Origin of the sequence: Flavobacterium gillisiae, from assembly GCF_900107635.1 — a bacterium.
Classification (GTDB): Bacteria; Bacteroidota; Bacteroidia; order Flavobacteriales; family Flavobacteriaceae; genus Flavobacterium; species Flavobacterium gillisiae.
This window is the reverse complement of record NZ_FNRD01000003.1, coordinates 259,381-274,813: the sequence shown is the minus strand read 5'-3', so window position 1 is coordinate 274,813 and position 15,433 is coordinate 259,381. Positions and strand designations below refer to the sequence as shown.

Here is a 15,433-nt window from a genome sequence, read left to right as displayed (position 1 = left end):
AAATTACATTTATGGAATTTACTTTACTTATAGTTATCATTGTATTGGCTTTAATCTTTGACTACATCAATGGTTTTCATGATGCGGCCAATGCTATTGCTACCGTTGTTGCCACAAAAGTTTTGTCTCCTTTTCAGGCGGTTCTTTGGGCTGCTTTCTTTAATTTCTTGGCCTATTGGGTTTTTGGATTTGGAGTGGCTGATACCGTAGCTAAAACGGCGCATACGATGGAGATTAATCTTGTGGTTATACTTGCCGGTGTTATTGCTGCGATTTGTTGGAATTTGTTGACCTGGTGGTTGGGGATACCTTCAAGTTCATCGCATACCTTAATAGGAGGTTTTGCGGGAGCTGCAGTTGCTCATGCGATTGCTGTTCATGGTTTTTCAGGTTATTTACTAGAGGATGGAACTACTGCTTACTGGTACGATATTGTCAGTTGGTATAAAGCAGGGAAAGACGGCGGAGTGCCCTCAGGTGTTTCTATCATTATTCTTTTTATAGTATTAGCCCCTTTATTGGGAGCTCTGATGTCATATTTAATTTCAATTTGGCTTTTAAATGCGTCTAAAAAAACGATTACCCCAAAACTGGTTACCCTAGCTATAATGGGTATTACGATCTGGTTTGTGGAGAGTCAAATGAAATATTATGATGCAATAGAAAAACCAAGATTTGATTCTCATTTTTGGAGTGTGGCTTTTGAGTCGCATAATCTTAAATGGTTTTTGGTAGCGTTTATCATTTTAGCCATTAGCTCATTTTGTTTAATTTTTAGTAGTTTGAACTTGAATCAAGCTACTGCATGGTTGAAAAAAATGCAGTTATTGTCTTCTGCTGCGTTTAGTTTAGGTCATGGTGGAAACGATTCACAAAAAGTAATGGGTATAATTGCAGCGGCAGTTGCGGTATATATTCATACTACAGGATCAGCTCAAGATAGTATGCCTGACTGGTTAAATGTTGTTTTACCAAAAGATGATGTAGCGGGTGTGATGCCTGCCTGGATTCCATTAGCTTGTTATACAGCAATTGCATTAGGGACATTAAGTGGTGGTTGGAAAATTGTAAAAACAATGGGTTCTAAAATTACAAAAGTAACTTCGTTTGAAGGTGTTGCTGCTGAAACAGCTGGAGCTTTAACCTTGTATTTCACCGAACATTTAAAAATTCCGGTGAGTACCACTCATACTATAACTGGTTCTATCATCGGAGTTGGTCTGACGAAACGTGTATCTGCGGTGCGATGGGGAGTTACAGTGAGTCTTTTATGGGCTTGGGTGTTAACGATTCCTATTTCGGCGTTATTGGCAGGATTAGTTTACTATTTCCTTAGCTTGTTTTTATAAGAGTATTTTATTTTTCGAAATAAATAAAAAACCATCCTAATTGTAAAGTTAGGATGGTTTTTGTAGTTTAATGAATGTCTTTTCCTGAAATGGCTATTTTGAATTTATTCGACTATTTTTTTTAATTTTTTCAATCTTTTATAATGCGTTTGTTTTAGATTACCATTTCCTGAAATCATACTTATATTTCCATCTACTTCAAGCATTGATAGTTTTACGTCAGAGAAATGATCAATTCCATGCTCTCTCATAGCTTCTCTTAATTCATCAGAAGTGATATTCAATTTACTTAAAATTTTAAAATCAATTTTGCCATCATGGATCAGTATTTCTGGTTTTTCTTGAATTAAATCCTTTAAAAATTTAAATTTGAACATTGCTTTTTTTAAAATGTAGTTAATCAAAAAAAGTACTGTAGCTGCTATTAAACCTCCGCTTAGACTATTGTTACTACCAACCATGGCATTTTGAACCGAGTTGCTGATTAATAAAATTAAGATAATATCACTTGAATTGAGTTGAGATAATTCTTTTTTACCAAAAACACGCAAAGCGATAATCATAAAGAAATAGACGGCGGTAGTCCTAAATATGATATCGAGGTAGAGATTCATTAGCGGCTATTTACATTCTATGTTTAAAATTTTTCTCAATAGCTTTGATCATTTCACCAGCGATATCTTTATTAGTAGCACCTTCAATTCCCTCTAATCCTGGAGAAGAGTTTACTTCTAGTAACAAAGGACCTTTAGAAGAACGAATAATGTCTACTCCTGCTACTTTTAAGTCCATTGCCTTAGCTGCTTTTATGGCTATTCTTTTTTCTTCAGCAGTTGGTTTTATGATAGAAGCAGTTCCGCCAAGGTGAATATTAGCTCTAAATTCGCCTGGCATCGCTTCACGCTGAATCGTTGCGACTACTTTTCCGTCAATTACAAATAATCGTAAATCTTTACCATCAGCTTCTTTGATGAATTCTTGAACAAGTATATTAGCATTTACACTTTTGAAAGCATTAATGACACTTTCTGCTGCTTTTTTAGTTTCAGCAAGTACAACACCCTTTCCTTGAGTTCCTTCTAATAATTTTACAATTAATGGTGAACCACCAACCATTTTAATCAAGTCATTAGTATCCAATGGAGAATTGGCAAAACCAGTAGTAGGTATCCCAATTCCGCTATTTAATAACAACTGTAAAGAGAATAATTTATCTCTTGATTGTGTAATGGCGTTCGCCGAGTTTAAACTATAAACTTTTAAAGCTTCAAATTGACGAGTTAAGGCACAACCGTAAAAAGTAATACTTGGTCTTATTCTAGGAATAATGGCATCAAATTGATTCAAGATTATTCCGCCTCTATAATGAATTTCTGGAGTTTGTGCATCCAGCTTCATATAGCATTCTTTAATGTTTAAGAAGTGCATTTCGTGACCACGCATTTCTCCAGCTTCCATAATACGTTTGTTACTGTATAATTCTGGATTACTGGCTAAAACTCCGATGCGCAAACCGGTAGCTGCTTTCTCTGAATTTTTATATAATTCTTTTAGATTGTCAGTGGTAGGTTGACCCAATAGGTATTGTTGTTCTGGATCAACAAGAACTCTTCCGCTCATGGCTTCTCTTCCTAGAAGCATTCTGAATCCCATGGAATCCCTATTAGTCAAAGTCATTTCAATAGGCCAAATAGAGTCTCCAATTTTTAAATTTGTTTGAATCACATAGCGTTGCTCTCTAAAACCGCTGGAGCTTTTTACGATACGCTTATCGATTAGTGGGGCCTCACAATGGATGACTGTTTTTAAATTATTCTGAATAGGGTTGATGTCAAATCGTACCCAGTTTGTTTCATTTTTAATAAAAGGAGCTATGTTAATAGCATGTAAAGCAGATGTTTTTGCACCAGAATCTACACGGGCTTTTATTGTGGGAATTCCCAGTTCAGGAAAGGAGCACCATTCTTCACTACCTAGAATAACTTTTTCTTGAAGCATAATATTTATTTTTTTAATGTCTAATTATAAAAGTCAAATGTAAATATTTGTTTTTAATAACAGGATAAATTTACATAAAGAATAAACCCGCTATGTTATAAAAACGTAACGGGTTTATTTTGTTATCTAAAATACGATTTTCTATTGTTTTGTAGGCTCTTCGGCTTTATTAACTTTTACGCTTAATTCCTGAGCTCCTTCTTCAATATCCATGAATATCTCATCTCCTGAAGAAATTTTAGAAGTAATAATCTCTTCGGCAAGTGAGTCTTCAACATATTTTTGAATGGCTCTTTTTAATGGTCTTGCACCAAATTGTTTGTCGAAACCTTTGTCTGCAATAAAAGCTTTTGCTTTGTCAGAAAGAGTCAGTTTATATCCTAGTTCAGTAAGGCGAGCATATAATTTTTTCAATTCGATTTCGATAATTAAATCGATATCATGTTTCTCTAATGTGTTGAATACAATTACATCATCAATTCTGTTTAAGAATTCAGGAGCAAAGGTTTTTTTTAACGCATTTTCGATGATACTCTTAGAATTGTCATCTACACTTGCGGCTCTTGCAGCTGTTCCAAATCCTACGCCTTGACCAAAATCCTTTAATTGTCTTGCTCCAACATTTGAAGTCATGATAATTATGGTGTTTTTAAAATCAATTTTTCGACCTAAACTATCAGTTAAATAACCATCGTCTAAGACTTGTAGTAACATATTGAAAACGTCTGGATGTGCTTTTTCAATCTCATCCAATAATACAACACAATATGGTTTTCTACGTACTTTCTCTGTTAATTGACCACCTTCTTCATAACCTACGTATCCCGGAGGTGCACCAACTAAACGAGAGATTGCAAATTTTTCCATGTATTCACTCATGTCAATACGAACCAATGCATCTTCAGAATCAAATAATTCTTTAGCAAGAACTTTGGCTAATTGTGTTTTTCCAACTCCTGTTTGCCCTAGAAAAATAAAGGAGCCGATTGGTCGGTTTGGATCTTTCAATCCAGCACGATTTCTTTGAATAGACCTCGCGATTTTTAAAACAGCTTCTTTTTGTCCAATAACTTTACTTTCGATAAGTTGTGGTAATATAGCTAGTTTGTTGCTTTCTGTTTGTGCAATACGGTTCACGGGAATTCCAGTCATCATTGACACTACATCGGCAACATTGTCCTCCGTAACCTCAATCCGATTGTTTTTTGCGTCCTCTTCCCATTGTTCTTGAGCGATTGCTAATTCTTTTTCGATGCGTTTCTCGTCATCTCTAAGTTTTGCAGCCTCTTCATATTTTTGTTTTTTGACAACAGCGGTTTTTAGTTCGCGAATCTCTTCCAGTTGACGTTCTAAATCAAGAATTTTTTTCGGAACTTCAATGTTGGTTATATGCACACGAGAACCTGCTTCGTCTAAAGCATCAATAGCCTTGTCCGGTAAGAAGCGTTCTGACATGTATCTATCTGTTAATTTAACACAAGCTTCAATTGCTTCTTGTGAGTAAATAACATTATGATGGTCTTCGTATTTGTTCTTGATGTTGTTTAGAATTGTAATTGTTTCTTCAACAGAAGTTGGCTCTACAATTATCTTTTGAAAACGTCTCTCTAATGCACCGTCTTTTTCAATATACTGTCTGTATTCATCAAGTGTTGTCGCACCGATACATTGGATTTCTCCTCTTGCTAGAGCGGGTTTAAACATATTGGATGCATCCAATGAACCAGTAGCTCCACCAGCACCCACAATAGTGTGAATTTCATCAATAAAAAGAATGATATCATCATTTTTCTCTAATTCATTCATAACTGCTTTCATGCGCTCTTCAAACTGCCCTCTGTATTTAGTTCCTGCAACAAGGCTAGCTAAATCTAAGGTAACAACACGTTTATTGAAAAGGATACGAGATACTTTCTTTTGTATAATACGCAAAGCTAAACCTTCGGCAATAGCTGATTTTCCAACTCCAGGCTCACCAATAAGGAGTGGATTGTTCTTTTTACGTCGGCTTAAAATTTGGCAAACACGTTCAATTTCTTTCTCACGTCCTACAACGGGATCTAGTTTACCTTCTTCGGCCATTTCTGTTAAATCCCTTCCGAAATTGTCTAATACAGGTGTTTTAGATTTCTTATTGGATTTATTGGCTGGATTATTAAAATTACCTTCTTTAAGACTGTCATCTTGTCCTGCGTCGTCATTATAAGAGTCTGTAGCTCTTGGTAAATTTTCCAAGAATTCTTCTTCGTTTGGTGTCATATTTATATATTGTTCTTTAGCTACATCGTAATCAATTTTAAGTTTATTCAGTAACTTGGTTGTGGGATCGTTTTCATTTCTTAAAATACAAAGCAATAAATGCGCTGTACTAACAGAGGAACTTTGAAACACTTTTGCTTCTAAAAAAGTGGTTTTTAAAGCGCGTTCTGCTTGCCGAGTTAAATGAAGATTTTTCTTTTCTAAATTAGTCTCTACGCCAGGGGTTGCGGGGCTTAGTATTTCTACTTTCCTACGCAGATGGTCCAAGTCGATAGAAAGGTTATTTAAAATTTGAATTGCTTTACCATTTCCATCTCGAAGGATACCTAGCATCAAGTGTTCAGTTCCTATGAAATCATGACCTAGTCGCAAGGCTTCTTCCTTGCTGTAGGTAATAACATCTTTTACTCTTGGTGAAAAATTATCATCCATAATGTATATTTTGTATATGTAAATTTAGTGAATTAGTATTTTAAAAACAAGAATCATACCTGAAGATGTCGTGTCAGCTAATTGACAAAAAAAATGGGGAAATATCGTAAAATGGCATTTAATTTATTAAACAAAAGGGGGAGATAATTTGTTAATAAATCTTTCAAATAAGAATGTTAAAATGCTTTAAAAAATTTCAAAAAGCTGTATATTGGCACGTTTTGAAACTAATATAATATTTTAATATAACAACTTATGTCTGAAGGAGAAAACATAATTCCTATTAACATAGAAGATGAAATGAAATCAGCTTACATCGATTATTCGATGTCAGTAATTGTATCAAGAGCACTTCCAGATGTTAGAGATGGTTTGAAACCAGTTCATCGAAGAGTTCTTTATGGAATGTATGATTTAGGAGTTTTTTCAAATAAAGCCCATAAAAAATCCGCCAGAATTGTCGGAGAAGTTTTAGGTAAGTATCACCCGCACGGAGATACGTCTGTTTATGATGCTATGGTTCGTATGGCTCAGGAATGGAGCATGCGTTATTTACTAGTTGACGGTCAAGGTAACTTTGGTTCTGTTGATGGTGATAGCCCTGCAGCAATGCGTTATACTGAGGCTAGAATGCGTAAAATTTCGGAAGAAATTATGGCAGATATCGAAAAAGAGACAGTTGATTTTCAATTGAACTTTGATGATACTCTATATGAGCCAAAAGTAATGCCGACCCGTGTTCCTACGTTATTGATCAATGGAGCAACTGGTATTGCGGTAGGTATGGCAACTAATATGCCGCCTCACAATCTTACCGAAGTAATCAACGGTACTTTGGCGTACATGGATAATAACGATATCGAGATCGATGAACTGATTAACTATATTAAAGCACCAGATTTTCCAACTGGTGGTATTATTTACGGTTATGAAGGGGTGCGTGAAGCATTCAAAACCGGAAGAGGTAGAGTGGTGATGCGTGCTAAAGTTGGTTTTGAAGAAGTAGACGGAAGAGAGTGTATTATTGTTACTGAAATTCCTTACCAAGTCAATAAAGCGGACATGATTAAGCGTACTGCTGATCTGGTAAATGATAAGAAAATTGAAGGAATTGCAAATATTCGTGATGAATCAGATAGAAATGGTATGCGTATCGTTTATATCTTGAAACGGGATGCAACGCCTAATGTAGTTTTGAATACACTATATAAATATACTCAATTACAGTCTTCTTTCAGTGTTAATAATATTGCATTGGTAAAAGGCCGTCCTCAGATGTTGAATTTGAAGGACATGATTCACTATTTTGTAGAGCATCGTCATGATGTAGTGACTCGTAGAACTCAATTTGAATTGCGTAAAGCAGAGGAAAGAGCACATATATTAGAAGGATTAATTATTGCGTCAGATAATATTGACGAAGTTATTGCACTTATCAAGGCTTCGAAAAATACTGAAGAAGCAAGAGGAAAATTAATTGAAAGATTCAAATTATCCGATATTCAGGCAAGAGCAATTGTTGAAATGCGTTTGCGTCAATTAACAGGTCTTGAGCAAGATAAGTTAAGAGCTGAGTATGATGAAATCATGAAGTTAATTGATTACTTAAAAGGTTTATTAGCAGATGTGAATTTAAGAATTGCATTGATTAAAGAAGAGCTTGTTGAAATTCGTGAGAAATACGGAGATGAACGTCGTTCTTTAATTGAATATTCAGGTGGTGATGTAAGTATTGAAGATTTAATTGCTGATGAGAATGTGGTTATTACAATCTCTCATGCAGGATATATTAAACGTACAAACCTAACGGAATACAAAACACAGAATAGAGGAGGAGTTGGTCAAAAAAGTGCAGGAACGAGAGATCAAGATTTCTTAGAGCACATGTTTGTGGCGACGAATCATCAGTATATGATGTTCTTTACTCAAAAAGGAAAATGTTTCTGGATGCGTGTTTATGAAATACCAGAAGGAAGTAAAACAGCTAAAGGTAGAGCGATTCAAAATCTTGTGAATATAGAGAGCGATGATAAGGTAAAAGCATTTATCTGTACTCAGGATCTAAAAGATCAAGACTATATTAAGAGTCATAATTTGATTATGGTAACTAAAAAAGGTCAGGTTAAGAAAACGTCTTTAGAGAAATATTCTAAACCTAGAGTTAATGGTGTTGCTGCAATCACAATTAAAGAAGGAGATGAGTTACTAGAAGCAAAATTAACGAATGGTGAAAGCCAAATTATCCTTGCTGTGAAGTCTGGAAAGTTAGTTCGTTTTGAAGAATCTAAGACTCGTCCAATGGGAAGAACAGCTTCTGGAGTTCGTGGAATTTCTCTTAAAGATGATTCTGATGAGGTAATTGGCATGGTTACTGTAGATAAGGATGCTGTAAACGATTCACAAGTTTTAGTAGTAACTGAAAATGGATACGGAAAACGAACTAAATTAGTTGATGACGATGGAGAAGATGTTTATCGTATTACCAATCGTGGTGGTAAGGGAGTTAAAACTTTAAATATTACTGAGAAAACTGGTAATCTTATATCGATAAATGCGGTTACTGATGCAGATGATTTAATGATTATTAACAAATCAGGATTGACTATTAGAATGGCTGTTGAAGACTTAAGAGTTATGGGGCGTGCTACTCAAGGTGTGAAACTGATTAACTTAAAAGGTAAAGATTCGATTGCTGCTGTTACTAAGGTAATGAAAGATGATCCTGAAGAAGTTGTTGTTGATGAAGACGGTAATGTTGTTGAAGTCGAAGCAATCGAAAGAGTTAAGCCTGTCTTAGAAGTTTTAGAAGATGATGGGGTTGTTGAAGACGATGAAGACGAAGATGAAGATTCAAACGATGAAGAAGAGGTTGAAGATGAGTCGGACGATGATGATGAATCATAATTAAGAATAATATACAAAAACAAGAAAAATTAATTAAATATAAAATAGAATTTTATGAAAAGTAAATATGTAGTACTAGCATCAGCTTTATTGATATCGGTAGCATCTTTTGCTCAAAAAGACGAAATGAAAGCTGCTGAAAAAGCGTTTAAAAAAGGAAACTCACAAGAAGCAGCGACTATTTTACAAGGAGCTGAATCGTTAATTTCTAACGCAAGTGATGATGAGAAAGCGCAGTTTTTCTTTTTAAAGGGAAATACATACCTAGATTTAGCAAATAAAAAAGTAGATACAGATAAAAATTTATCTTTGGCTGCAGATGCTTATTTAAGTTTAGTAGATGTGGAGAAAGCATCTGGGAAATCAAAATATTCGTCTCAGGCTACTAAATCAATTATTGAGATAAAGTACAAATTGATAAATAGCGCTATTGCTGACTCTAAAGTTGATAAACATGGCGAAAGTGCAAAGAAACTTTATGATGCTTATTTGTTAGATAAAAAAGATACTTTGAATTTATATTATGCTGCTTCTACTTATGTGAACGCAAAGGAGTATGATAAAGCAATGAAGTTATATGAAGAGTTGAAAGCGAATAATTATTCTGGAAAAGCAACTAATTATTTAGCAGTAAATAAAATATCAGACGAAGAAGATCTTTTTACTACTGCTGCAGAAAGAGATAAAGTGGTTAAATTAGGTACTCATGAGAAGCCAAGAAATGAAGTTATTCCTTCTAAAAGAGGAGAGATATACAAAAACATGGCTTTGATATTGGTTGATGCTGGTAAAACAGAAGAAGCTAAAAAAGCGATTTCAGAAGCTAGAGCTGCAAACCCTGAAGATACTTCATTGATTTTGACTCAGGCAAATTTATATTTGCAAACTAAGGATTTTGAGACTTACAAAAAATTAATTAATGAAGTATTAGAAAAAAGCCCTAACGATGCTGATTTAGTTTTTAACTTAGGAGTGTTAAGTGCTAATGCTAAAGATGCTGTTAATGCTGAAAAATATTACGCAAGAGCGATTGTGATCAATCCTAAATATGTTAATGCTTATATCAATATGGCAGCATTAAAGTTAGACGCAGAGACTTCTATTATTGTGGAGATGAATAAATTAGGGACTTCAGATAAAGATATGAAGCGTTACGCAGTTTTGAAAACTCAAAGACAAAATATATTTAAGAGTGTTATTCCTTTTCTTGAAAAAGCATTAGAAGTAGATTCAAAAAACGATGATGTTGCTAAAACACTTTTGAATGTGTATAGTGCATTGGAAATGACTACTGAGAAAAAAGCTTTAGAAGCAAAAATGAAGTAATATATTCTTTAAGACTAAAAAAAGCCTATCTGATTCAGATAGGCTTTTTTTATATAATCTTTTTTATAACTCTGAGTTTGTGGGTATGCTTATTTATTTCGGCATTGTAGATTCCTAAATGATCTAATCTGTCAATTCGTACTTTTCCGCTAGCGTGAATAATATAATTGTTTTCCATGATAATGCCCACGTGTATGATGTTGCCTTCGTCGTTGTCAAAAAAAGCCAAATCACCTGGTTCGCTTTCCTCAATAAAACTTAAAGCTTCTCCTTGAGTAGCTTGTTGTGATGCATCCCTTAATAATTTGTACCCATTAAGTTTGTAGACCATTTGGGTAAAACCAGAACAATCAATACCGAAAGGCGTTTTTCCTCCCCAAAGGTAAGGCGCGTTCAAATATAAAAATGCTGTACTGATGAGGTGCTTTTTGTCTTTGACGCCATTGACTGTAGTGCCTTCAAAATCAAAATGACTTGTGTTTATGTTGTCATTGCTGATAAACGTAATAGAAGCTCCTAGAGGTATTGGCATTAACAGGTTAGAAGGTCCTGTAACGTATTCGATTAAATCAGAATTTAAAATGATAGGATCCTCTGATAGCCGATTGAAGTTTGATTCAGAAATAACTTGGTATTGTTTAGAATCTACCCAGCCTTCATATCTGTCGAAATGCATTTTGATACGAGACCATTGTTTCTGTTGTTCTAAAACTTCAAAATGCTCACCAAATAAAACTTGAGAAACGATTTCGCTTCTATCACTAGGTTCAAACCGAAGCGGGATTATAGCCAGATTACAAATTCCGAACATTTATGTAAAATTATGAGTTAATAGTTATGAGTTATGAGTATGAAAACTCATAACTCATAATTATTTAAATTCTTTCTATAACAACTGCTGAAGCACCACCTCCGCCATTACATATGGCTGCGGCTCCAATTTTAGCATTATTTTGTTCTAAAACATTCAATAATGTAATGATAATACGGGCTCCAGAACAACCTAGTGGGTGTCCAAGTGAAACTGCTCCACCATTTACATTTACTTTATCGTTGTCTAGACCTAAAATTTTAGCGTTTGCCAATCCTACAACTGCAAATGCCTCGTTAAATTCAAAATAATCAACATCGCTGATGCTTATACCTGCTTTGTCTAAGGCTTTAGGAATTGCTTTCGACGGACTTGTTGTGAACCACTTTGGTTCTTGTGCCGCATCAGCATAACTTTTGATAAAGGCTAAAGGTTTTAAACCTAAAGAAATTGCTTTTTCTTCGCTCATTAAAATCATAGCTGCTGCTCCATCATTTATAGTTGATGCATTTGCAGCGGTTACAGTTCCATCTTTTGAAAAAACAGCGTTTAACGTTGGAATTCTATCTATTTTAACATTTGTAAATTCTTCGTCTTTGGATACTATAATTGGATCTCCTTTTCGTTGAGGAACTGAAACAGGAACAACTTCGTTATCAAATTTACCATCTTGCCAAGCTTTTGCAGAACGCTCATACGATTGAATTGCGTAATTATCTTGGTCTTCTCTAGTAAAATCATATTCAGAAGCACATAAGTCTGCACAAACGCCCATAGCATTATTGTCGTAGGCGTCAACAAGACCGTCCTTTTGCATTCCGTCAACCATACTAGAAGGACCAAATTTTGTTGCATTTCTCAAATTCATGTAGTGAGGAATTAAACTCATGTTTTCCATACCACCTGCAACTACGATTTCGGCGTCACCACATTGGATAGCTTGGGCTGCGAGCATAACAGATTTCATACCGGATGCACATACTTTATTTATTGTTGTACAAGCAACAGTATTAGGTAAACCTGCAAAAATTGCTGCTTGACGTGCGGGAGCTTGTCCTACGCCAGCCTGAACAACGTTACCCATATAAACTTCATCAACTAAGTTTGGATCTAACTTTATTTTATCTAATGCTCCTTTAATGGCTATTGCGCCTAATCTTGGAGCGGGTACTGTAGATAATCCACCCATAAAACTTCCGATAGGTGTCCTAACGGCAGAAACGATAACAACTCTTTTGTTCATGATTTTTATAATGTTGGTTTATGTAGCAAATTTAATCATTTTAAAACTAAATCTGATTTTGATTTGATTATTATATTTTTGCAAAATAAATATTGTTTTTATTTAAAGCTATATGTTTGATAGTGAACTCGTTTTATAAAAATGTAAAAAAACATTAAAAAAAAGCCGCAAAATAGTTGTGAGTAATGCAATGAAGTGTTACATTTGCAACCGCAAAAAGGACATGTTTTCTTTGAGCTTGGAGGGGTGCCAGAGTGGTAATGGAGCAGTTTGCTAAACTGTCACCGAGCAATCGGTGCCAGGGTTCGAGTCCCTGTCCCTCCGCATAATTTTAAAGTCGTTGATTTTGAAGTTTGTTTATTGAAAGATTGTTACGGGGTGTAGCGTAGCTCGGTTATCGCGCCTGCTTTGGGAGCAGGAGGCCGCAGGTTCGAATCCTGCCACCCCGACAATAAAAACTTTTTCCATTTAAGTTTTAAAAGAAAAATGGAGGCATAGCTCAGCTGGATAGAGCACCTGCCTTCTAAGCAGGCGGTCGAAGGTTCGAATCCTTCTGCCTTCACAAAAACGACACTAGTAATAGTGTCGTTTTTTTGTATATAATAGTTTCAAATGTTTTATTTTTATAAAAAAAAATAACCCCACATGACCTTTGAAAATAAATCCTTCTTTCTATTTGTTTTATTTTTTACCATAGTTTCTTGTAAATCACAAGTACAAATTCCTATAAATAATGACAACCTATCTCTAGTTAATGACACAACCTTTGTCAATCTGAAAGATTATAGTAGCGATTTCGTATATGATATGAAATATGCGGCTGAAGATAATTTTTTGAAGGCAAAGGTATATGACTGTGCGGAGTGCTATTTGCGTCTGAAAACAGTTGTAGCTTTGGTTGAAGCCAATAAGGAATTTATCAAAAAGGGGTATAGAATTAAACTTTTTGATTGCTATCGCCCTTTGGATATTCAAAAAAGAATGTGGAAAATTGTTTCGAACCCGCAATATGTTGCTGATCCAGCCAAAGGATCTATCCACAATCGAGGAGGAGCCGTAGATATCACTTTAGTTGACACTGATGGCAATGAACTGGATATGGGAACTCCCTTTGATTTTTTTGGTGTTGAAGCCAGTCATGGATATGATAATTTATCTCAAAAAGTAAAAGACAATAGAATGTTGTTGAAAAGTGTAATGACAGCTGTTAATTTCAATTCCTTCGATTCAGAATGGTGGCATTATAATTTAAAATCGGGCTTAAAAGATAAAGTTTCTAATGTGAAATGGGATTGCGAATAAGTTATTCAGAAAGGCGAAATTTATATTTTGAGTTTTACGTTTTTTTTTAGCAAACTAAAACCTTTTATTCTAAAATAGTTTCTATTGCTAATAATTCATCTTCAGAAAAAACTAAGTTTTTCAGACTATCAATATTATTATTCAACTGTCCTACAGAGCTGGCTCCAATTAAAACAGAACTAACTCTATTGTCCTTTAACAACCAAGCCAGTGCCATTTGAGCTAGAGACTGACGTCTCTCTTGCGCTATTGCATTTAGCGCGATAATTTTCTGTATTCTCCCTTCAGTAACTTCATCAGTTTTTAAATGTCCGTTGGGATTAGAAGCTCTAGAATTCTCAGGAATGCCATTTAAATATTTGTCTGTTAACAGTCCTTGCGCCAATGGTGAAAATGCGATACAACCTACCCCTTTTTCTTCCAGAAGATCCAATAGTCCCTCTTCTGCTTTACGCACAAACATGGAGTATTTTTCTTGATGTATCAGGCAAGGTGTTCCTAATTGTTTTAATATAGTAGTTGCTTCGCGAGTTTGCTCAGTATTATAATTAGAAATTCCGGCATATAATGCTTTTCCGCTACGCACAGCATGGTCTAAAGCCATCATTGTTTCTTCCAAAGGTGTTTCTGGATCAAAACGATGTGAATAAAAAATATCAACATAGTCAATATTCATTCGTTTCAAACTTTGGTCTAAGCTAGATAATAAATATTTTCTGGAACCCCAATCGCCATAAGGTCCTTCCCACATAGTATATCCTGCCTTAGTTGAAATAACCATTTGATCACGCAAGTTTCCTTGAAAGTTGTTTTTAAGTATTTTGCCAAAATTAGTTTCGGCCGAACCTGGTACTGGTCCGTAATTATTAGCTAAATCAAAATGAGTAATTCCTTTATCAAAAGCTTCTTTGGCAATACTCTCTGCGTTTTCAAACGAATCTACAGATCCGAAATTATGCCACAATCCCAACGATATTTGTGGTAGTAACAAGCCACTTTTTCCACATCTATTATATTTCATAGTATTAATTTAGAGGTTAAAGACGAAAATAGTATTCATCTGATGCTACAATTTGTAATCATATCAAGAGAATAGAAATAAACTTGAGTCGTTTTTTATTCAGATGGTATTTTGCTTTTTTACTCAAAAACTGGTTAAAACACTGTAAATAAGTGTGTTATAGCTTTAAATAAGGAATAAAAGATAAAGTTTCTAATGTGAAATGGGATTGCGGATATGTTATTCGATACATCTCAAGTTAGTAATGAAATAGTTTTCAGGCTGATATACTTCGTTATTTAATTCCGATTGGAATTCTTTTTTGATTACATAATCTTCAGTTTCTGTTAAATACTTGATCCTCATCAAGGAAATAGGAGAACTTTTTAAATCTTCAATACTACCTTTCATAAACATAAATTGTCCTACCATAACTCTATTGTCGAAATCTTTGTCATCCCGCAGCATGGTGCCACAATTTTCTTGATCGATATGTAATAGAGTCACTATTTTTCCATTATGTAGCTGTAAAAATAGTTTCGAATTTTTATCAAAACAATTTGCTTTTAAAAAGCCTTTACTTTTTTGAATAATTTGAACACTTAATATTGGCGTGCCGTCAGCTAGTGCTAACGAATAAAAAATATAACTCGAATTTCCTGCAAAGTTTTTCTCAGAGATCATATATTCTCTGGTTGATTTGTAAGTTCCTATAGAATCATTGACGTTCGTACTATAGTCACATGGTGTTTGGGCAAATAGATTTCCTGTTACGAATAAGAATACTATTATAACTAGCTGTTTCATTT

The 15,433-nt window shown here is 34.7% G+C and carries 11 protein-coding genes and 3 tRNA genes; 7 read left to right on the top strand and 7 right to left on the bottom strand.

The genetic code is table 11. The annotated features are described in order from the left end of the window. Positions 1-11: 11 nt before the first annotated feature. Complete coding sequence (locus BLV35_RS06390) at positions 12-1,349, top strand: inorganic phosphate transporter (RefSeq protein WP_091086529.1); 1,338 nt, start codon at positions 12-14, stop codon at positions 1,347-1,349. Between the two features lie 104 nt (positions 1,350-1,453). On the opposite strand, the gene BLV35_RS06385 is transcribed toward BLV35_RS06390, so the two are convergent. The 3 genes from BLV35_RS06385 to BLV35_RS06375 form a co-directional block, all read right to left on the bottom strand. After that, positions 1,454-1,963 carry a DUF421 domain-containing protein gene (locus BLV35_RS06385; RefSeq protein WP_091086525.1) on the bottom strand — a complete coding sequence of 170 codons (510 nt, stop codon included), beginning with the start codon at positions 1,961-1,963 and terminating at the stop codon, positions 1,454-1,456. Between the two features lie 10 nt (positions 1,964-1,973). Next, positions 1,974-3,347: a 30S ribosomal protein S6--L-glutamate ligase gene (gene rimK / locus BLV35_RS06380; RefSeq protein WP_091086522.1), complete on the bottom strand. Its 1,374-nt coding sequence runs from the start codon at positions 3,345-3,347 to the stop codon at positions 1,974-1,976. Between the two features lie 141 nt (positions 3,348-3,488). After that, positions 3,489-6,038 (bottom strand): ATP-dependent Clp protease ATP-binding subunit, encoded by a 2,550-nt coding sequence (locus BLV35_RS06375; RefSeq protein WP_091086518.1) that lies wholly within the window; start codon positions 6,036-6,038, stop codon positions 3,489-3,491. Between the two features lie 255 nt (positions 6,039-6,293). On the opposite strand from BLV35_RS06375, the gene gyrA reads away from it, so the two are divergent. Both gyrA and BLV35_RS06365 read left to right on the top strand, forming a co-directional pair. After that, positions 6,294-8,942 (top strand): DNA gyrase subunit A, encoded by a 2,649-nt coding sequence (gene gyrA / locus BLV35_RS06370; protein ID WP_091086514.1) that lies wholly within the window; start codon positions 6,294-6,296, stop codon positions 8,940-8,942. Between the two features lie 54 nt (positions 8,943-8,996). Beyond that, positions 8,997-10,268, top strand: a complete 1,272-nt coding sequence (locus tag BLV35_RS06365; protein ID WP_091086512.1) for a tetratricopeptide repeat protein — start codon at positions 8,997-8,999, stop codon at positions 10,266-10,268. 49 nt (positions 10,269-10,317) lie between these two features. Here BLV35_RS06365 and BLV35_RS06360 read toward each other — a convergent pair whose 3' ends face one another. Both BLV35_RS06360 and BLV35_RS06355 read right to left on the bottom strand, forming a co-directional pair. Next, the gene (locus tag BLV35_RS06360) at positions 10,318-11,079 is read right to left on the bottom strand and encodes a C40 family peptidase (protein WP_091086510.1); all 762 of its coding nucleotides are present in this window, start codon (positions 11,077-11,079) and stop codon (positions 10,318-10,320) included. A 64-nt stretch (positions 11,080-11,143) separates the two neighbouring features. Further along, complete coding sequence (locus BLV35_RS06355; protein ID WP_091086506.1) at positions 11,144-12,322, bottom strand: acetyl-CoA C-acyltransferase; 1,179 nt, start codon at positions 12,320-12,322, stop codon at positions 11,144-11,146. A gap of 240 nt (positions 12,323-12,562) precedes the next feature. On the opposite strand from BLV35_RS06355, the gene BLV35_RS06350 reads away from it, so the two are divergent. From BLV35_RS06350 to BLV35_RS06335, 4 genes are all read left to right on the top strand, one after another. Beyond that, positions 12,563-12,646, top strand: a tRNA-Ser gene (locus BLV35_RS06350). A 50-nt stretch (positions 12,647-12,696) separates the two neighbouring features. Further along, positions 12,697-12,771: transfer RNA gene (locus BLV35_RS06345), tRNA-Pro, on the top strand. A 39-nt stretch (positions 12,772-12,810) separates the two neighbouring features. Beyond that, positions 12,811-12,884, top strand: a tRNA-Arg gene (locus tag BLV35_RS06340). Between the two features lie 83 nt (positions 12,885-12,967). Further along, complete coding sequence (locus BLV35_RS06335; RefSeq protein ID WP_091086503.1) at positions 12,968-13,624, top strand: M15 family metallopeptidase; 657 nt, start codon at positions 12,968-12,970, stop codon at positions 13,622-13,624. Between the two features lie 64 nt (positions 13,625-13,688). On the opposite strand, the gene BLV35_RS06330 is transcribed toward BLV35_RS06335, so the two are convergent. Together BLV35_RS06330 and BLV35_RS06325 are read right to left on the bottom strand one after the other, a co-directional pair. Further along, the gene (locus BLV35_RS06330) at positions 13,689-14,645 is read right to left on the bottom strand and encodes an aldo/keto reductase (RefSeq protein ID WP_091086500.1); all 957 of its coding nucleotides are present in this window, start codon (positions 14,643-14,645) and stop codon (positions 13,689-13,691) included. Between the two features lie 219 nt (positions 14,646-14,864). Then, on the bottom strand, positions 14,865-15,431 hold the full coding sequence (locus tag BLV35_RS06325; RefSeq protein ID WP_091086496.1) for a hypothetical protein: 567 nt from the start codon (positions 15,429-15,431) through the stop codon (positions 14,865-14,867). Positions 15,432-15,433 lie beyond the last annotated feature (2 nt).